At 37.4% G+C, this 19,912-nt stretch carries 19 protein-coding genes and 1 pseudogene; 5 read left to right on the top strand and 15 right to left on the bottom strand.

Annotated elements, in window-relative coordinates; translation table 11 throughout:
* A pseudogene (locus tag RCJ95_RS22125) lies at positions 1 to 199 on the top strand (amino acid degradation protein); the annotation flags it as partial.
* Between the two features lie 100 nt (positions 200 to 299).
* Complete coding sequence (locus RCJ95_RS22120) at positions 300 to 1,796, top strand: alanine/glycine:cation symporter family protein (RefSeq protein WP_221683387.1); 1,497 nt, start codon at positions 300 to 302, stop codon at positions 1,794 to 1,796.
* Positions 1,797 to 1,892: 96 nt separating this feature from the next.
* On the opposite strand, the gene RCJ95_RS22115 is transcribed toward RCJ95_RS22120, so the two are convergent.
* From RCJ95_RS22115 to RCJ95_RS22085, 7 genes are all read right to left on the bottom strand, one after another.
* Entirely contained in the window at positions 1,893 to 2,852 is a 960-nt protein-coding gene (locus RCJ95_RS22115; protein WP_255601754.1) for a methyl-accepting chemotaxis protein, read from the bottom strand.
* Positions 2,853 to 2,980: 128 nt separating this feature from the next.
* On the bottom strand, positions 2,981 to 4,165 hold the full coding sequence (locus RCJ95_RS22110) for an NAD(P)/FAD-dependent oxidoreductase (RefSeq protein WP_257521016.1): 1,185 nt from the start codon (positions 4,163 to 4,165) through the stop codon (positions 2,981 to 2,983).
* Positions 4,166 to 4,210: 45 nt separating this feature from the next.
* On the bottom strand, positions 4,211 to 4,639 hold the full coding sequence (locus RCJ95_RS22105) for a DUF1641 domain-containing protein (RefSeq protein ID WP_004227758.1): 429 nt from the start codon (positions 4,637 to 4,639) through the stop codon (positions 4,211 to 4,213).
* Between the two features lie 83 nt (positions 4,640 to 4,722).
* Positions 4,723 to 4,854: a hypothetical protein gene (locus RCJ95_RS22100; protein WP_255349861.1), complete on the bottom strand. Its 132-nt coding sequence runs from the start codon at positions 4,852 to 4,854 to the stop codon at positions 4,723 to 4,725.
* 106 nt (positions 4,855 to 4,960) lie between these two features.
* Positions 4,961 to 5,116 carry a helix-turn-helix domain-containing protein gene (locus RCJ95_RS22095; protein WP_446722790.1) on the bottom strand — a complete coding sequence of 52 codons (156 nt, stop codon included), beginning with the start codon at positions 5,114 to 5,116 and terminating at the stop codon, positions 4,961 to 4,963.
* 272 nt (positions 5,117 to 5,388) lie between these two features.
* Positions 5,389 to 5,685 (bottom strand): cupin domain-containing protein, encoded by a 297-nt coding sequence (locus RCJ95_RS22090; RefSeq protein ID WP_221683383.1) that lies wholly within the window; start codon positions 5,683 to 5,685, stop codon positions 5,389 to 5,391.
* A 191-nt stretch (positions 5,686 to 5,876) separates the two neighbouring features.
* Complete coding sequence (locus RCJ95_RS22085; protein ID WP_257521015.1) at positions 5,877 to 6,497, bottom strand: TetR/AcrR family transcriptional regulator; 621 nt, start codon at positions 6,495 to 6,497, stop codon at positions 5,877 to 5,879.
* A 124-nt stretch (positions 6,498 to 6,621) separates the two neighbouring features.
* Here RCJ95_RS22085 and RCJ95_RS22080 point away from each other — a divergent pair, with 124 nt between their 5' ends.
* The 3 genes from RCJ95_RS22080 to RCJ95_RS22070 all read left to right on the top strand — a co-directional run bounded on the left by RCJ95_RS22080 (position 6,622) and on the right by RCJ95_RS22070 (position 11,001).
* Positions 6,622 to 8,808, top strand: coding sequence for an MMPL family transporter (locus RCJ95_RS22080; protein WP_221683381.1), 2,187 nt, complete (start codon positions 6,622 to 6,624; stop codon positions 8,806 to 8,808).
* A 143-nt stretch (positions 8,809 to 8,951) separates the two neighbouring features.
* Positions 8,952 to 9,812 carry a PucR family transcriptional regulator gene (locus RCJ95_RS22075; RefSeq protein ID WP_312131024.1) on the top strand — a complete coding sequence of 287 codons (861 nt, stop codon included), beginning with the start codon at positions 8,952 to 8,954 and terminating at the stop codon, positions 9,810 to 9,812.
* Positions 9,813 to 9,918: 106 nt separating this feature from the next.
* The gene (locus tag RCJ95_RS22070; RefSeq protein ID WP_221683379.1) at positions 9,919 to 11,001 is read left to right on the top strand and encodes an ABC transporter ATP-binding protein; all 1,083 of its coding nucleotides are present in this window, start codon (positions 9,919 to 9,921) and stop codon (positions 10,999 to 11,001) included.
* Between the two features lie 119 nt (positions 11,002 to 11,120).
* On the opposite strand, the gene RCJ95_RS22065 is transcribed toward RCJ95_RS22070, so the two are convergent.
* From RCJ95_RS22065 to RCJ95_RS22030, 8 genes are all read right to left on the bottom strand, one after another.
* Positions 11,121 to 12,002 carry a MurR/RpiR family transcriptional regulator gene (locus RCJ95_RS22065; protein ID WP_221683378.1) on the bottom strand — a complete coding sequence of 294 codons (882 nt, stop codon included), beginning with the start codon at positions 12,000 to 12,002 and terminating at the stop codon, positions 11,121 to 11,123.
* Between the two features lie 51 nt (positions 12,003 to 12,053).
* A complete protein-coding gene (gene murQ, locus RCJ95_RS22060; protein WP_221683377.1) occupies positions 12,054 to 12,959 on the bottom strand; it encodes an N-acetylmuramic acid 6-phosphate etherase in 906 nt (301 codons plus the stop codon).
* Positions 12,960 to 12,979: 20 nt separating this feature from the next.
* Positions 12,980 to 13,978, bottom strand: coding sequence for an N-acetylglucosamine kinase (locus RCJ95_RS22055; protein ID WP_221683376.1), 999 nt, complete (start codon positions 13,976 to 13,978; stop codon positions 12,980 to 12,982).
* Positions 13,965 to 14,792: a carbohydrate ABC transporter permease gene (locus RCJ95_RS22050; RefSeq protein WP_004227733.1), complete on the bottom strand. Its 828-nt coding sequence runs from the start codon at positions 14,790 to 14,792 to the stop codon at positions 13,965 to 13,967. The genes RCJ95_RS22055 and RCJ95_RS22050 overlap by 14 nt, the downstream gene beginning before the upstream one ends.
* Before the next feature lie 12 nt (positions 14,793 to 14,804).
* Positions 14,805 to 15,752 (bottom strand): carbohydrate ABC transporter permease, encoded by a 948-nt coding sequence (locus RCJ95_RS22045; protein ID WP_446722789.1) that lies wholly within the window; start codon positions 15,750 to 15,752, stop codon positions 14,805 to 14,807.
* A gap of 86 nt (positions 15,753 to 15,838) precedes the next feature.
* Positions 15,839 to 17,131, bottom strand: a complete 1,293-nt coding sequence (locus RCJ95_RS22040) for an ABC transporter substrate-binding protein (RefSeq protein ID WP_446722788.1) — start codon at positions 17,129 to 17,131, stop codon at positions 15,839 to 15,841.
* Positions 17,132 to 17,148: 17 nt separating this feature from the next.
* On the bottom strand, positions 17,149 to 18,168 hold the full coding sequence (locus RCJ95_RS22035) for a serine hydrolase domain-containing protein (RefSeq protein ID WP_446722787.1): 1,020 nt from the start codon (positions 18,166 to 18,168) through the stop codon (positions 17,149 to 17,151).
* 159 nt (positions 18,169 to 18,327) lie between these two features.
* A complete protein-coding gene (locus RCJ95_RS22030; RefSeq protein WP_221683372.1) occupies positions 18,328 to 19,842 on the bottom strand; it encodes a DHA2 family efflux MFS transporter permease subunit in 1,515 nt (504 codons plus the stop codon).
* Positions 19,843 to 19,912: the final 70 nt, after the last annotated feature.

Below are 19,912 nucleotides of genomic sequence, written 5' to 3'. Positions count from 1 at the left end.
AGCATTTGAGCGGAACACACCCGTATGGGGCGATACGTATCATATTCCATTCAAAGAGATGGCGGCATTACAAGGTCCTGTCTTAAATGTCGGCCCATTTGGTAAGGATGCCCATCAAAAAACAGAGCGATTACATGTGGACAGTGCGTTTAAAGAGATGCCTATTATGATTGATACATTGATTAAAAGTTTATTTTAAGTAAAAGAAACTTCATTCAAAAGAGCTTTCATATCCTCTCATTTAAATTGTTACCTAATAATCTAAGATGACACAGTACAAAATAGAAAGAGGTTGTTATATGGATTTTGCCGCTTTAACAGGTAAAATAGCAGGGATTATCTGGAGTAATGCATTAGTTTATCTTTGCTTAGGAGCTGGCGTTTACTTTTCGCTTATTATGAAGTTTCCACAGCTACGTCTCTTCAAAGATATGATTAAACAATTATTTAATAGAAAAACTTCGGCAAATGGCGTTTCATCTTTTCAAAGCTTTGCAATGGCATTAGGTGGACGTGTCGGTATTGGGAATATCGCTGGTGTAGCTACAGCAATTTATTTTGGAGGACCAGGGGCTATCTTTTGGATGTGGGTCATAGCCTTTTTAGGAGCTGGTGCTGCCTATATTGAGTCCTCGTTAGCCCAGGTTTGGAAACAAGAAATCGCAGGAGAGTATCGTGGAGGACCCGCATACTATATTGAAAAGGGTTTGAAAAATAAGCCATTTGCTATATTATTTGCTATCGCTACTATTATAGCAACTGGTTTCACTGGTTCAGGTGTTCAAGCCTTTAATATTGCTGATTCTACAAAAAATGCCTTCGGGATTTCACCAATAATTACAGGTATTATTGTTTCCGCAATATTTGGATTTGCTATTTTTGGCGGTATTAAAAGGGTTGGAAAAGTTGCTGAATATGCTGTACCGTTTATGGCAACTGCTTACATACTTCTTGCATTCATTATTTTATTTATCAATATAAAAGATGTACCTGCAATATTTGCTTTAATTTTCAGCTCTGCCTTTAATTTAAATGCTGCATTCGGTGCTGTTTTTGGAAATGCAATTATGTGGGGTGTAAAAAGAGGGGCTTATTCAAATGAAGCAGGTCAAGGTACTGGAGCACAGGCAGCTGGTACCGCAGAAGTATCTCATCCTGCTAAACAAGGGCTTGTCCAAGCATTCTCGGTCTATGTTGATACACTACTTGTATGTACAGCTACAGCCATTATGATCATCTCCACAGGCAGTTACAATATTGCCCATCCTAATGGGGGATTTTTGGTTGAGAATCTACCAGGAGTTGAAGCAGGTACGGCATTCGCACAAGAAGCAATTAACTCATTCATTCCTGGTTTAGGAAGTCCTTTTGTGGCTGTCGCTGTATTTTTCTTTGCAATAACTACTATGCTTGCTTTTGGGGTATACACGGAAAGTAATGTTGCTTACTTATTTAGAAACAATAAAAACTTTGCTACTATTGCTATTGTCGTAAAAGTACTACTAGTTATCTCAATCTTTTTTGGAACAATTCGTTCCTCATCAACTGCTTGGAATCTAGCTGATATCGGTGTAGGTACACTTGCATGGTTAAACCTAATTGCTATTATCTTATTAACAAAGCCAGGTTTAGCTACATTAAGAGACTATGAAGAGCAGAAGAAGTTGGGGCTTGACCCAGTCTTTATTCCCGAAAGATGTGGAATTAAAGATGCAGAATTGTGGAATGAAATCACTGAAAAAAACTATCCAGATCAATTAGCCGCATTAAAAGAAAAAGTTGGCGACTTGAAATAATTAAATGAACCCTGTAGTAGTCACTAAGAAGTTGAAAAGTTGCCGCTATGCAGGGTTCTTGCTTTTTAGATTTCCATAGAATTCAAGTTAGATTATCTATCTTTCAGTTGGGAAATGCTTTACTTGATCAACTGCCTCTAATAATTTTTTTGTTACCATTTCTGATTCATCAATATGGCTTGTTAGAACGCGATTTGTTTCATCAAATAAGGCTGTCGTCCTATTAAATTTATGCATAACGTCTTCGTTTGATAGCTTCTGCTCTTTAATTGAAGCTAATAGCTCATTTATTCCCGTTTGAACATTTGTCATAATATGCAGCAATTGATCAATTTTTACTGATGTTTTAGCACTTTTATCAATGCCTTCCGTTACTAGCTGCATATTATTTTTATTATCCTCGTAAGCAAGTCCAATTTGTTCTTCTATTTTCTTTGTTAAATTAGCAATATCTTCTGTGCTTGTTTTCGTATTTTCAGCTAATTTGCGAACTTCCTCGGCAACAACCGAAAAGCCTTTACCATGCTCCCCTGCTCTTGCTGCCTCAATAGATGCATTCAAAGCTAGTAAATTGGTTTGATTTGATATTTCTCCAATAACATTAACAATTTCCGCTATTTGCTTTGAGCGCTCACTTAAATTACTCATGCTTAAAGATGTTTTTTGAGACTGCTCTCCTAACGCATCAATCAAATGCTCTACCTCCTGAACAGCCTGCTTACTTTCAACCGATAATGTCATCATTTGATCCGAGGAAGAGATTAATAAATCGCCTTTATCTAGGGCATTTTCAGAAATTTTATTGGATTGAATTGTGCTATCCTCCACTTTATTAAACTCTCCTACAATATTTGCGACCATTTCTCCTAAAATAGTATGCTGGTCATTTACCTTGTTATGTTGTTCAATAGTTTCAATGATTTCCTTATGTAACTCATTTAAAAAAATTTGAAATTCATGATCTTTCTTATCCAGCTTTGCATTCAGTTCATCAATTTTAGCCTTAAATTGCTCTATATCTACTTTTTTTGATTGAAACATTGTTAACACAGCCATCACCTCAGAAAATAGAATATGAATATGTATTTATTTTACTGGATTTAAAGTAATTAATATACATTTTAAAAAAACAAACACTCACTACTAACAATGACATAGCGTGATAGTAGTGAGTGTTTTGTTTTTTAATAGGCTAAACCAAATAAAGCTTTAATATGTGTTAAGTAACGAATATTAGAAGCTTCTTTCATTAATGTTGCAGGAAGGCCTTTAAGCTCTGTGTTGCTCGCACCAATTGTAGCAACAGCATCTTTACGACCTAAGCTTGCAAGTGTGCCAGAGTTTACAGCTGAGAATGCTTTCATGTCTTGGTTTTTGTATTGTGCAAATACATTATAACCAGCACATTCACCCATTTGCCATGCAACTTGTGCTGTTGGAGCGTATAGTGGACGACCTCCATCAGCTGGTAGGGCAACCGATGCATCACCAATAACAAAGACATCTTCGTGAGATGTAGATTGTAAGAATTCATTAATCGTTGCTTTGCCACGATCAGCTGCTAGACCTGATTCGCCTACGATTGGAAGTGGAGCTACCCCACCTGTCCAAACAAGTGTATTTGCAACAATTGGTTCACGATCTTTTAAAGAAATAACGTTGCCGTCAACACCTGTTACTGGTGTACCTGTAATAAATTCTACGCCACGTTTAGTTAAGCTTTCAGTAGCACGTTGGATAAGTGTATCTGGAAGAACTGGCAAGATTTTCGGACCAGCTTCAACAAGTTTAATTTTAAGATCAGCAAAATTAACACCATGTTTTGCAGCGATTTTCGGGAAGTTGTCCACGATTTCACCAACAAGCTCAACACCTGTTAAACCGCCACCACCAATAACGATTGTTGCATCTGCTTCATCTTTAGATTGTGCATATGCTTCAATGCGGTCTTCAATATGTTTGTTGATTTTATTGGCATCATTTACTGATTTAAGAACCATAGAGTTTTCTTCTAATCCTGGGATACCAAAGAATCCTGTTTGGCTACCTAAAGATACTACAAGTGTGTCGTAAGTTAATGTATAACCATTATCTAGATCAACTTTTTTAGTATCAACATTAAATTTGGATACTTTCGCAATGTGTAGGTCAATATCTAAACCTTTAAAGATTTTTTTAAGTGGTAATGCAACAGCACCTTCTGCAATTGTACCACCAGCTAAACGGTGAAGCTCAGTGATAATTTGGTGTGTTGGGAATTGGTTTACTACAGTGATTTTAGCTTCATCAGCTGATAGATACTTACGTGCTGTTAATGCAGTTAAAACGCCAGCGTAACCTGCACCTAAGATGACGATTTCTTTTGACATGATTAATTAATCCTCCGTCCTTACGAATTGAATTTACCTTGAGTCTTATTTGGCTTTGCGTTCTGAGCTTACTTGTAAGAAAGCATTAACAAAACGGAAAACATTTTGAACTTGAGGGTCTTTTAACATTTTCACAAGACCGAATAAACCAATTACTTCATGGCTTTCAGATGCACGGTCTTTCGCTTCAATTGCAGTTGCTGCAAGGTTTTTCGCAGAGCCAACTACAGGACCAGCGATTTCTGTTACTGCTCCAACAGTATCGTTTTTAAGCACTTCGTCTGTTGCAACAGCTTGAGCAAACTCATATGATTTCGTTAATAATGTCATCATTTCAGTTAACTTCGGTAATTGCTCAACTAAAGTTGTAAGTGATTCTTGAACTTCAGGCTTTAATAATTGATCTAGTACATCTAATTGCTCTTTACTCACAGTTACTTGTTCAGCCTGTGTTTGGTTATTCGTTTCTGACATTTTGAACTCTCCTTTGCCATCACTAGTACTATTTTTTATTGCTTACATGTAAAAAAGACCATTAAGGTAAAACTTAACAGTCGTTACAGCGTATATCTTACACAATCACCAGTCACAAGGGCTGGATAGCGATTCGTATGACTTGTTATTACAATGTTTACTTTAAATCGCAAAAAGCGCATCATAATACCATCCTTATCTTGTCTTGGTGACATTACAACCTTCATTATAAGACTGTTTGTACATTATTTCAATGAGCTATATCACAATTTCGACAATCTTTTCAAAATTCATTGATTTCATCAACTATTAACTGTCTTGCTATAATAAATTTTCCAACACATCATAATTTTTATTGACAATTCTTTTTCCTGTCATCTCTATATACCCTTCTTTTTGGAAAGCAGATAATCGACGGCTTAAGGTTTCTCTAGTAGTATTCATTAAGGAAGTTAAATCTTTTTTGTTAGTGTCAATAGAAATGTATCATTCTTGGCTAACGAAGCAGATTTTAGAATAAAGGAAGCAAGTCTTTCACTCACTTCTTTAGAAATAGCTTCACTCTAATGATTTTTCGTCTCCTCTATACGAGCAGAAAGCTGGGCTTGTGCAACTGTTGTATCAAACGTTTATGAAGCATAAACAGCTTCTACAAGGCCTCTCTATCGTTGCACGTCTGTCACCACATAAAATTATAGTTCTTCAAAAATGAGCATATAAAAAGCTCCATATAAAGTAGGAGCTTTTCTTTATTTTAATTTAATTACAATAACACGAACGTCTGTAATTGCTTCTAAGCTGTGCTTTTCAGATGGTTTTAAAGCTAAAATTGTATCTGGTGTCAAAATTTCCTCCACACCTTCAACGATAAAGCGAGCTTCACCAAATTGAACAATAATTAGCACTTCATTGTCCGCATGATGCTCAGGAATTTTTTCACCAGCACGCAATTGAATGTTCAAAATATCTGCACCAGCGATACTCCCTAATTTACCAATATGTTTAGTCTTTTCTTCTAGCATTGCTTGGATTGAAATAATTGTCATTGTCATTCCCCCATTACGGTTGTCCCTAGTTTTAGGCTAAAATAGTTTCTTTTTGAGTTACGATGTTCCACTACTTTCTAGGCCACACCCCTACTATAATGAAGAATCGCTCTAATTGTCTGTGACTTACATCACTAAAAAGAAGTATCCCAAATACAATGAGATAACTCCTTTTAAAAACCTATTTTGTGTTAACGTTTTTCAACAGAAAGCCAGAAGAAATTTGTTACTTCCTTTGCCGTCACATCTACTGAGCCTAGCAAAGTTTTACCATCGCCATCTTTAAAATACCCTACAGTCATTAATGCCATAAAGTTATGAGCGAAAAACTTTGCATTTCCTTTTCGAATTGTGCCCTTTTCCATCTCTTCTTGCATAGACTGCTCTATTGTTTGATACATACCATTTTCGGATGCTTGAACTTGTCTCAGCTGCGTTTCCGAAAGATTGATGGTAGCCTCTTTCATAAAATTTTTCATATCAATATCGATCGTGGCTGATAAATGAACTTCAACGAGCTGTTCGAGTCGTTCTTTAAATGGTTTAGGCTGCTCTAAAATTTGTAGAATAGATAGCTTGATACGATCCATCATAGCAATTAAAGCAGATGTATATAAATCCCCTTTAGTTGGGTAGTAGTAATAGACAGTCGCCTTTGTTACGTTACAAGCCTTTGCTACATCATCCATTGAAATATTTTTGTAGCCCTCTTTAATAAAAAGTCTTGTGGCCGTTTCAAGGACAATATCTTTTGTAGGTTTCGCATTTTCATCATGGCGAGGTCTTCCGAGAACACGCGGTGATTGTTTCAACAAGTTCGCCTCCTTAATTAAGCATTCTTTTTACGCATATTATAACATATTAATATTTATGGATTGATTAATTAACCTTCTAGTATATATAATTAAGTCACTTACATGAAATGGGGGTCTTTTGATGAAAAAACATCCACTTGAGCAATGGGGCTCAATGGTTGCAAGTAAAAAGGGAAGATTATTAGCACTAGCTTTTTGGGTGTTATTAGTAGTTGTATTCTCATTTGCTTGGCCACAAATCAATAGCATAGAAAGTGAGTCAGGCAAAAACTTACCTGACACGGAAATGTCTGAGCAAGCTGCGTCCATTATTGCAGAGCAATTTCCTAATGATGCTGGAACACCTCTATTGTTGGTGTGGCATCGCGAAAATGGCTTAACACCTGATGATTTTTCGGCTATACAAGGTGTATACAAAGAGCTGCAAGCAAAGCCCTTAGCCCATCAAACAATGGTTCCACCATTTGATCAAATGCCACCTCAGGCTTTAATGGCTTCCGCTTCCGAAAATGGTACAACAATTGTTACACCTGTATTTTTTGAAAAAGGTGTCGCAACAGATATGCTACAGGATAGTTTAGATAAGCTGACAAAAATAATGGAAGGATATCAAGTCCAATTAGATGATAAATTATCAAGCGATGCACTCCATGTGCGCTATTCTGGGCCAGTGGGGATTGCCACTGATGCTGTCAGTTTATTTTCACAAGCAGATGTGAAGCTATTGATCGCAACTGTATTACTCGTTTTGGTATTACTTATTATTATTTATCGTTCTCCATTGCTAGCTATTATTCCTTTAATTGTTGTAGGGCTTGCCTATGGTGTGATTAGCCCGACACTTGGTTTTTTTGCTGAACAGGGATGGATAGATAAAGATTCACAGGCAGTTTCCATTATGACTGTTTTACTTTTTGGTGCAGGTACTGACTATTGTTTATTTTTAATTTCAAAATATAGAGAAACTCTCTTTGAGGTTGAGGATAAAACGGTCGCAATGAAGCTAGCTGTCAAAGAATCGGGTGGTGCTATTTTAATGAGTGCCCTAACAGTGGTTATTGGTTTAGCGACCCTTAGTCTTGCCCATTATGGCGCATTTCAACGCTTTGCCGTACCATTTAGCTTTGGGGTTCTTGTCATGGGGGTCGCAGCACTTGTTGTCCTACCTGCAATTCTTGTCCTTATTGGGCGAGTAGCGTTCTTCCCCTTCACTCCTCGGACTGAGGAAATGGCCAATAAAAAGGGCAAGAAACAGCATAAGCCTTCACATAAAGTCAGTCATAAAATTGGTCATTTTGTTACCCATAAACCTTGGGTCGTTATCGCTGTAACTGTCATCTTACTTGGAGGATTGGCGGCATTTGTTCCGCGAATTCAATATACATTTGATTTGCTTTCATCCTTCCCAAAAGATATGCCTTCTAGAGAAGGATTTACATTAATAGAAGAGAATTTTTCGCCTGGAGAGTTAGCACCTGTTCAATTAGTAATAGATACAGAAGGTACTGATATTAATATCCAGCAACAACTTGAAGCTATCTCTTATATTGATAGTGTGGCAGATGTACAAATTGGCGAAAAAAATAAAAATATACACTTGTATGAACTCAATTTCAATGCCAACCCTTATGCACAGGAGTCATTAGCTCATATTCCTGAACTACAAAAAGAGGTTATTAAAATACTAGAGGAACAAGGTCTCAACAACGCTGAGAAACATGTTTGGCTTGGTGGAGAAACAGCTAGTCAATATGATACACAACAAATAACTAAGCGAGATGAAACAGTAATCATGCCAACCATGATTGCCTTAATCGCATTATTATTATTTGTCTATTTACGTTCTATTACAGCAACTGTTTATCTATTAGCGACTGTTATTATTTCTTATTTTGGGGCATTAGGCGCTGGATGGTTAATCTTACATCATATCATGGGGGCCGAGGCAATTTCTGGAGCTATCCCATTGTATGCTTTCGTGTTCTTAGTAGCTCTCGGAGAAGATTATAATATCTTTATGATCTCAGAAATTTGGAAAAAGCGTAAAACCACTGACCATTTAACGGCTATAGAAGAAGGTGTTGTCCGAACAGGAAGTGTTATTACATCTGCTGGACTCATCCTAGCAGGTACATTTGCGGTGCTGGCAACATTACCGATTCAAGTGCTTGTTCAATTTGGTGTTGTGACAGCAATTGGTGTATTGCTCGATACATTTATTGTACGACCATTACTTGTACCAGCTATCACAACAGTACTAGGTAAATATGCTTTCTGGCCAGGTAAGCTATTTAAAAAAGATGCCTAAATAGATAACATGGACATTAGCTAGGTATGATTGTCATACATGCTCATGTCCGTGTTTTTTTTATATTAATACTATAAGCATTTCATCATATAATTATAGTAAATTGACCTTATTACATTCTATTTAAATAAGGAGTGGCATGCATGGATCTTCAAAAATTACAGCAACGTTTCCCATTATTAAGCCCCTTCTCAGGTAGAACTGATGGAAATTATGTATTTAATTTCGACAATCAGCTTTACGAAATTCCAATACACACAATGACACAAAATGAATATGAGCTATTGCGAATATTCTCAGAACCCACTGTCTTATCCGATAACTATGATATAGTTTGGCTTGACTATTTAACAGATAAAACAGATATTGCTCCAACTACTCTTCCTATGCATCGTTTGTTATTTTTTCACTTTGATAAAGACTTTACAACACCTACATTATTGCGTTCAGTCTTCGAAGCTTTACTCGGGAAGGATATTATACTGCTATCGCTTCAGCCACAATTATTTGTCATAATCGAATGTATCGACTGCCATGAGTTTTTAGATTTGGCTCATTATGTTAACCCCATAATGGCAGACTTAGAGGCTCATTTTAAGATTTTTGTTTCTGATGTTATACACAACATCACCACGACCAAGGAACGATTTAACTGGTATGTTCACCTTCTACCATCCATTTGGACTTATACACCAAAGCATATACTCACACAGCAAGAGCTTTTAGTGCCATATGTAACGCAGCATCTAGCTTATCAAGAGAAAGAGATTTTTATCTCCTCTATCCTAAAAAGAGCCACTTCTCAGCCAGAATTACTCCATACAATCAAGAAATTGATTGAATGCGATGGAAATATTACATTAGCCTCTAAAAAAATGTATATGCACCGTAATACCTTACAAAATCGCCTAGAAAAATTTCAACAAATGACGCAAAAGGATATTCGGCAATTTTCTCATCGACTAGAAGTTTATCTCGCATTTATTTTCTTAGAATCACTTTAAGACCAACTGCACAAATTATGCCTTCAACACTGTGCAAGCTTTCCATATCACTCTATTCTAAAGTCATTTACAATGAAAATATGACTTGAAAAGGGGTGCAGTATGTATGGCGGAATTACGGTTAGAGCATATCTATAAGATTTACGATAAAAATATCCAAGCCGTAACTGATTTTAATTTGCATATCCATGATAAAGAATTCATTGTGTTTGTAGGTCCTTCTGGCTGTGGTAAGACCACAACTTTACGTATGATTGCTGGCTTAGAGGATATCTCAAAGGGAGAACTATACATTGACGATGTTTTCATGAATGATGTGGAATCAAAAGATCGTAGCATCGCAATGGTATTTCAAAGCTATGCTTTATATCCACATATGACAGTCTATGATAATATGGCATTTAGCTTAAAGCTACGAAAGGTCGATAAAAAGGAAATAGATCGTCGTGTTAAAGAAGCTGCTAAGATTTTAGGATTAGAGGATTATTTAAAAAGGAAGCCGAAAGCTCTATCTGGTGGACAACGTCAACGTGTTGCACTGGGAAGAGCACTTGTCAGAGATGCTAAGGTATTTTTAATGGATGAGCCTCTTTCGAATTTGGATGCCAAATTACGTGTACAAATGCGAGCAGAAATACAGAAGCTCCATCAACGAATTCAAACGACAACGATCTATGTCACACATGATCAAACAGAGGCTATGACGATGGCTACCCGTCTAGTAGTGATGAAGGATGGCCTCATACAACAAATCGGGACACCTAAAGATGTATATAATACACCCCTAAACATGTTTGTGGCAGGCTTTATTGGTTCACCATCCATGAACCTCTTCCACTGTCGCCTAACAGATACCGAGATCCTTTTAGGTGAGCAAAGCTTCCCTATTCCCTCCTTATACCTGTCATTATTAAAGGAAAAAGATTATTTAGGGAAAGAAATTGTTATGGGTATACGTCCTGAGGATTTACAAATTACTGATATTATTTCTCCTTACACGTTCACTGCAACAATTGATGTTGCAGAATTACTAGGAGCAGAAACTTATCTCTATTGTTCTTTAGCAAATCAAAACTTTATTGCTCGAGTACAGGCTGATAGCAATTTGCATCCAACTGACAAGGTTTTCCTAGTTATGAAGGAAGAAAAGATCCATTTCTTCAATCCTCAAACAGAGGAGCGTCTTTGATAAAAACATGCATTGCTCCCACTTGAAAGAAGGGAATTTTTATATCTGACTCGTCAAATAACTTTGCTGAATTAAGATAAAAAACGAAGACGGTGCTATAGCTAATAGCATCGTCTTCGTTACTTTATTTTATTTTTTCGTTTAGCCACTTTTTTATGCAATCTTTGTATAACAGAACGTGTTTCATCTAAATAATCCACTGTCTGCTCATAGGCACTCGTTACTACTCCCATAAATAAAATGTCAATGACAAGTAACTGCGCTAGACGTGAGGAAGTGGCACCACTTCTAAAGGTTGCTTCAACATTGGGAGATACATATAAACAAATGTCTGCTAGGCTAGACACTAGTGAACTACCATAGCGCGTTAAACTGATTGTAGTGGCTGGTGTTTGGCTAGCTATTTCAAGGATTTTAGCCACTTCGTGCGTTTCTCCTGAGAAGGAGATACCTACTACCACATCCCCCTTCTGTGTATTGACAACGGCTGTAGCTCCTAAATGCAAATCCACAAATGCCCTACTATTTTTATTGATTCGTAAAAATTTTTGATCTGCATCCATTGCTGCTATACCTGATGCACCCACTCCAAAAAATATAATTTTATCGGCTTGTGATAAGGCCGTTATGGCACGTTCTAATTCAGCAATATCTATTAAATTAGCTGTTTGTGTCAAAATTTCACTACTTTGCATCGTTACCTTCTCTACAATCGATGGCAACGCTTCATTCGCCTCAATATCCCGATCTTCAATTTTAGCATGTTGTAAATCACCAGCAATGCGCAATTTCAGCTCTTGAACACCACTAATATTTAACGATTTACACAGCCGAATAACTGCTGCACTACTTGTTTGACTTGCCTCTCCTAGTTCAACCGCAGTCATTTTTATAGCCTGTGTTGGATGTGCTAATATATAGCTGGCCACCTTTTTTTCGGAGAGTGGAAGCTTTTCGCACATTTCAGCAAGCATAATTAAACCCGCATTTATTTTTTCCATTTTTCCAGCTCCATCTCTAGATAAAAGGAAGTTATCCACGCACCTCCTTCCTCAATATTTCTTTAGTGCCACCGCTCTACGCACATGCCCTTCTGATTGAGCAAGTAATTCCGTTGCCTCTTCAATCGTTGCATTCGTTAGTAGCACCACAATCGCGAGCTTTACTTGATAATTGTTTTGCTCTAGAACACTTTCAGCCTGACTATAAGAAACACCCGTTACCTCACAGACGATTTGTTTGGCTCTCTCACGCAATTTAAAATTACTAGCATGAACGTCCACCATTAAATTTTTATAGACCTTTCCAAGCTTAATCATGGTTGTCGTTGTAATCATATTTAATATTTGTTTATGAGCTGTTGCAGCCTTTAGCCTTGTAGAACCTGTTAAAATTTCTGGTCCTGTAATCACCTCTATAGCAATATCTGCATGCTTACTAATAATAGAATGAGCGTTGCTGACTAAGCTGATTGTTTTTGCCCCTAGTTGTTGAGCATAGTTTAATGCCCCTTTGACAAAAGGCGTTCGACCGCTTGCTGCAATCCCTATTACTACATCTTGGTTTGTTAGCTGCTGTTTCTTTAGTTCAACCTCTCCTAATGAAAGATCATCTTCTGCACCTTCTATGGCAATCATTACTGCATCTACTCCTCCAGCCAATATTGCCTGCACAAGCTTTGGTGACGTACTAAATGTAGGTGGACATTCTACGGCATCTAGCAAACCAATTCGCCCACTTGTCCCTGCACCAACATAAAATAATCTACCGCCATTCTTTAGTGCATGCACAACAGCTGTGATAGCTTGCTCGATTTCAGGTAAAACCTTTGCTATGGCTAATGGTACTTTTTTATCCTCTTCATTCATCAGCTTTACAATTTCAATAGTGGACATTAAGTCTAGGTTTGTCGTATCTGGATGATAGCCTTCAGTCGTCAGTTTTGTCATTCGTTCCATTGAAATTAAATCCCTCCATACTATTTTTCATGGATACTCATCCAAGTTCCTTTTACCTTTCGTTGTAAAGTCTCTGTGATTGGAATTCCTTCACTGAGAAGTCCATTAACGAAAGCTCCTATAACAGGTGGCACCTCTGGCTGTATTAGTCGATTAAGTATTTTAGCAAGCTGTAATTTTTCTCGAAAGCATTGAACAAAATATAAATTTTCGAATAACCCTCCACATAGGACAATAGAGTCACCTTTTAGCTGCGGCTCTTTTTTCAATATTATTTGGATGAATTGAGTTAAATGATGTATAGCGTGTTCAATAATTTTTTGTGCCCTATCATTATTTTGCTCTGCTAAACACAACACTACACGAGCTATAGAGGCTATGAGTACACGTGGCTGTGGATGCTCATAAACATGCGTAATAATTTCACTAGGATCTTTTAACGCTAGCTGCTCCAAAATAGTCGCTGTAAACAGATCCTCATTCACGCCAATAGCATCATAATGTCGCGTAATAAATCGCAATGCCTCTTGCCCAATATAGTACCCACTGCCCTCATCCCCTAATAAATAACCCCATCCTCCAACACGACTAACTTGATGATTTTTTCCAACCGCATATACGATGGAACCCGTTCCTGCTATCACAACAAGCCCTTGCTGTGTAAATGTGCCGCTAGTAAGGGCCGCTACCGCATCATTGGTGATGGTTATCTTACAGGAGCTAGCAGGGAAAAGGAAGCTAATCCATTGCTCCCATCGTTCTTTATCTAATTGGCGATCGCCCCCTGCCACACATAAGAACACCGTAGCAATATCATTATTTGTCGCATCTATCTTTTGTAGTAACGTGGCAAGAAGCTTGATAATATGTAGCCTTACCTCGTCTGGTGAGGTTGATTTTATATTCGTTCCAGCTCCTTCAACAAAAGCTAGCACTTCCCCATTTCTTGTCCCAATCACTGCACGGGTTCTCGTCCCACCACCATCGATCCCAATAATATATTGCCTATTTAATGGCACCAGCCGTCAGTCCCTCCATAAATTGCTTTGAGGCAATAAAGAATAATAGGATCATTGGTAATGAAGCTAATGTTAAACCTGCAAAAAGAGAGCCCCAATCTGCCGAATGCTCCCCAAAAAGTGACATCATTCCAACAGGTATCGTCCGTTTCATTTTTTCTGTAATAAAAATAAGAGGAAAGAAGAAATCATTCCATGAAGCAATAAAATTTATAATCACCACTGTTCCAAGTGCAGGTCTCATTAACGGTAACATTACATGCCAAAGAACCCTTAAGTTCCCCGCCCCATCTATACGGGCTGCTTCCTCCAATTCATAAGGCATCGTTTTAAAAAAGCCAGTTAAGATCAGCATGGATAGTGGAATACCTGTCGCCATGTTCATCAAAATTAAAGACCATAAGGAATTTATCAGCCCTAAATCACGCATTAAAATAAAGAGCGGTACAATCCCCAACTTTATAGGAATCATCATGCCTAATAAAAAAATAAAGAACAATGCCTGATTCCAAGAGAATTTAAAGCGAGCAATATAAAATGCAGCCAATGAACAAACAACCACTATTAGTACAACAGATACAATACTGACAAATAGACTGTTTAGAAAGTACGTGGTAAATGGAATTTTTGCTAATAATGTACGGTAAGTATCTAAGCTAAAGCTAGTCGGTAAACCCAATGGATTTTTATAGATGTCCACGCTCTTTTTAAATGAAGATAAAATCATTAACAAAATTGGATATAAACTAATGGTCGCCACCGTAAACACCACAAGATAATAAAATGGTCGAACCCAAATAGCGCCTTGCTTCACTAGACTCACCCCTTACATTTGAACATCCCTTTTATTGGCAAAGCGTAAAAATAGCGTGGTACAAACTAATATAAATAAGAATAGTACTGTAGCCAACGCCGAACCCAACCCAATAGCTGTTGTGCCAGAAGCGGTAGAGCTACCAAATGCTAAGCGATAGAAAAACACTGCTAACGTATCTGTAGAATAGTAAGGCTCTCCCATGGAGCCCTGCATTGCATATACTAATTCAAATGCTTCAAACGACTGGATAAATGTTAAAATGCCCATGATCATTATTGATGGTACCATTAAAGGTAAGTAAATTGTACGCAATAAAGTAAAGCCCTTAGCGCCATCTAACTTTGCAGCTTCGACTAACTCACTTGGGATCCCTTGAAAGCCAGCAAGAAAAATTAAGACACCAAAACCTAATCCAAACCAACAATTGACTAAAATAATGGCGATTAATGCCGTTTTGGGGTCACCAAGCCAAGCCTTTTGTAAGGTCTCAAGACCTAATTTCTCCAAAATGACATTTAAAGTACCAAAATTAGGATTGAGAATGAGCTTCCATAAGAAACCTACAACAATAATTGATAATAAACGCGGTAGAAAGAAAGCAGCCTTAAAAAACTCTGCTCCTTTAATTTTTTGATAAATAATAAAGGCAAGAAAGAAAGCTAATCCATTCATAACAATCATTTGCACTACAAAATAGAGGACATTATGTTTAAAGGCATTCCAAAACATAGAGCCATAGGGTTCTGTCGTAAAAAGCGTCACAAAATTTTGGAAACCAATAAAATCACCACGATCCATCCCTTTCCATTCAAAAAAACTATAGGATAATGCCGCTATTATCGGATAAAGTACAAACAACCCATAGATTATCAGTGCAGGGATAGGAAAAAGATGGATAGTCCATCTTACTCTAGATTTCCTTCTTCTTACTGATGAAGCTGTATATTCCCTTATCATGAGTAGCCTCCTTTTACTAATCATGAAACAACAAGACCCCTAAACTCCTTATAACACTTTAGGGGTCTGCTGACTTGATGCTTTCATTATTTTTGAAATGGCGTAAACCAAGTTTTAGCGTTTTCCTGTACTTTTGTGGCAACCTCTTCAGGCGTTACTTGATCTAAATACATACCTTGTAGCTCACTTTCAAGCAAGCTCTTTGTTGTTGGGTCCCCACCAGTAAAATTAGTTACCCACATATATGGCGTTGCTTCATTTGCAGTCGATTGACTAATAGCATTTAACAATGCATCGTCAGAGGTAATACCAGGAATAGCACTGATCATAGAAAACTCTTTTACAAACAACTCCCCAAATTCCTTAGTTGTTAAAAATTCTAAAAATACTTTAGCCGCTTCTTTATTTTTCGAATTAGCATTGATTGCAAATGAGCCATCTACCCAAGTCGTCACTGTTGTATTACTCTCTTTAGATGGAATAGGAAAATAACCTAAATCTAAATCTGGATTCATTTCTAATACAACAGGAATTTCCCAGCTACCTAACGGGAACATAGCCGCGTCTTCTAGCGCAAACAAAGTCCGGATATCATCCATTCCTAAGCCTTCAGAATTGACAGGAAAATACTTTTTCAAGTCATTCATTACTTGAATGGATTCAATAAACTGCGGATCTGTAAAATCCTTTTCTCCTGCGAGCACTGCTTGATAAAAGTCATTACCCTCATAAACAGCAGGACCGACAATACCGTGTAGCAACGATAATAGCCAGCCTTCTTTTGTACCCATTGCAATTGGTGTAATACCCTTTTCTAATAATTGGTCATTTAATGCCATGAATTCATCCCATGTAGTAGGAATGTCAAGATTATTATCTTTAAAGATCTTCTTATTATAGAAAAATTGTGTAGAGCTTAAGTTAATTGGTACACCGTACTGATTCCCTTCGTCATCGCGAGATGCCTTTAATGCTTCTTCAGGAAATACATTCAATTCATTTAAGCCGTTTATTTTCTCAACATAACCTGCCTCCGCAAGCTTCAATCCAGCTGCATAAGGACGTAAGTGAAAAATATCTGGACCCTCTCCAGCCTGTAATGCCGTATTGAGGACTGTATTATATTCAGTATTTTTAGTTGGGTTAAATGAAACATGTATTTCAGGATGTTGTTCATTGAATAAAGCAATCACTTTTTCATACTTGGCAACATCTTCTGTGCGCCAACTCCCTATTGTTAGCGAAACCTCTTCAGTTTTCGGTTTCTCTTTATTATCAGGTGTTGTTGAGGTCGTTATTTTCTCATTCGTGTTACAGCCTACTAAACCCACAACGAGTAATAAAAGAAGCTGCAATAACCATTTACTCTTTTGTCTCATACCAGCAGATCCACCCTTCATATCAGTAATTTTTCATAAATCATCGTATGAAGCTTCTCTCTAATCCTTCCCATGTTTGTATTTCTCCCATAATGCACAGCATTCGTTAGTAAAATGACAAATGCCTTTTTTACAGGGTCCATCCAAATACTCGTGCCTGTAAATCCTGTATGACCAAATGAACCCTTGCTCCACCTCCTACCAAAACAAAATGATGCTTCATCTCCTCCCCATACCTCAAACCCAAGACCCCTCGTTTTAAAAGTTTCCGTATAGGCAAGCTCTAACCATTCATATGGAATCACACTTTGTTGCTTGATCCCCAACCAAATTTCCGCATACTTTGCTAAATCCTCTACACATGAAAATAAACCTGCGCTACCAGCAATACCATCTAGTAATAAAGCTTTCTCATCATGGACTATTCCCTGCACAAATTGACCTGCCACCATTTCTGTAGATGCTGCAAGCCTTCTTGTATGCGCAGGCAGTTGAAAAGATGTATGATGCATGCCCCATGGCTTAAAAACTGCTTGCTCTACAAAACTTTTTAACGAAATGCCAGTAACTTTCTCAATCACCTTTCCTAGGATAATCATACCTAAATCACTATATTGCACTTGTTCATTTGGCTGCCAAACTACATCACTTGCCAGTACCTCCTGAAGGATGTCACGCTTATGATGTCTCTTAACTACAGGTGTTAAATCTGCTGGCAATCCTGAGCAATGCTGCAATAAATGCTGGATTGTAATAAGGGGATATTTAAAATCAGGCAAATAGATTTGAACTGGATCTGTTATATAAACTTGATTTCGACTCATCAGGAGTAAAACAGCCGGGAGTGTTGCGACAACTTTTGTTAAGGAGGCTAAATCAAACAACGTATTACTTAAAATAGCCTGCTCGCTGCCATCCACAGCTGTATAGGCTCCATAATTGCCTGAAAATAGCCTTCTTTCTTGCTGCTGAACAATTAATACAGCACCTGGAATTTTCTGTTCTTTCACTAAGCTAGTTATATATGCATCTACCAAGGAAGCACCCCACTATTAAATATCTAAATTTTCTGTAAATTAGTATTATCATATAAAATAAAATGATGAAAAATAACACCAATCCTAAAATTTTTTTTCATTTGGGCTCAATAAAAAAAATCCCTAGCTAGTAAATGTTTACTGGCTAGGGATACTTGTTTATTTAGTTGGTTTTTTTAAATCCATTGACGCTGCTGCGCTTTCAATTTTTACGCGTTTTAAGAAGAATGCAAGCACGACTGCAATTACTGTTATACCAGCGGCAATTAAGAATGAGTGTGTAATACCATCTAATAAGGCCGTTTGCATAATTTGATCTTGCATTTGTTGCATTTGCTCTGCTGTAGGTGCTGCACCTGCTTGTGCCGCATTTGCTTTTGCCTCGACAATTAATTCCTCAGCTTTGGCTTTTGTACGATTATTCATGAATGTAACTAAAATTGCACTACCAATTGCTCCTGATACCTGCTGTAATGTGTTGTTAATAGCTGTACCATGTGGATTCATCATTTGTGGTAGTTGGTTTAAACCGTTTGTCATAATAGGCATCATGACCATAGACATACCGAACATACGGATTGTGTACATCGATACGATAAATGTGTAGCTTGAATCAATTTCTAGCTTTGTTAAACCGAATGTTGCGATTGTTGTAATCGTTAATCCAATAATGGCCAACACACGTGGACCAAATTTATCGAAAAGCTTACCAGTGATTGGTGACATAATCCCCATGACAAGTGCCCCTGGAAGCATCATCAAGCCTGCTTCAAATGGTTCGATACCACGAATAGACTGTACATATGCTGGTGTTAAAATCATCCCTGAGAACATTGCCATAGAGACAATAACTGAGATAACTGACCCTAAAGCAAACATTGGGTATTTATATATACGTAATTCCAATAATGGCTCATCCATTTTCAGCTGTTTAACAACGAAAATAATTAAAGCAATGAAACCGATTGTAATCGTGCCATATACCCACGGACTTGACCAACCTTTATCCCCTGCTGTACTAAAGCCGTATAAAATACCACCAAATGCAACTGTTGATAAAAGTACTGAAAGGAAATCTAAGTGAACTTCACGTGTCTCCATCACGTTTCTTAGTTTCCAAACGCCAAATAATAAACTAATTAAAGCAAATGGAATAATCATTTGGAAAAGCATACGCCAATCATGATGTTCCACAATATACCCTGATAATGTAGGACCAATTGCTGGCGCCATAATCATAACTAAACCAAAGATCCCCATTGCTGCTCCACGCTTTTCTTTCGGGAAACTTGTTAGCATAACGTTCATTAAAAGTGGTGACATACTAGAAGCTCCTGCTGCTTGCACCATACGACCTGCTAACAGCACGCCAAAATTAGGAGCGAAACCTGCCATAATTGTACCAATTGTAAAGATAGACATCGCTGTAATAAATAAATGCCTATTTTTAAAGCGTGTCACAAAAAATGCTGAAGCAGGCACTAAAATACCGCTCACAAGCATATACCCTGTTGCTAACCATTGTACTTTTGAATAGGTGATCCCAAAATCTTTCATGATTGTTGGTAATGCTACATTCAACAATGTGTTATTTAGAAAAGCAACAAAAGCACCCACAAATAGAATAGCTATCATGCCATAAGGGGGCTTTTTCATTGTTTGCTCACTATTCATTTATATCCCTCAATTCTTTCTTGTGTTTTACGATAAAACTTATTTTATACTCGTAGTCTACTTTTTTCAA

This window comes from Lysinibacillus sp. BSL11 (assembly GCF_052928325.1).
The sequence above is the reverse complement of the archived record's forward strand: the minus strand, read 5'-3'. Positions and strand labels throughout refer to the sequence as shown.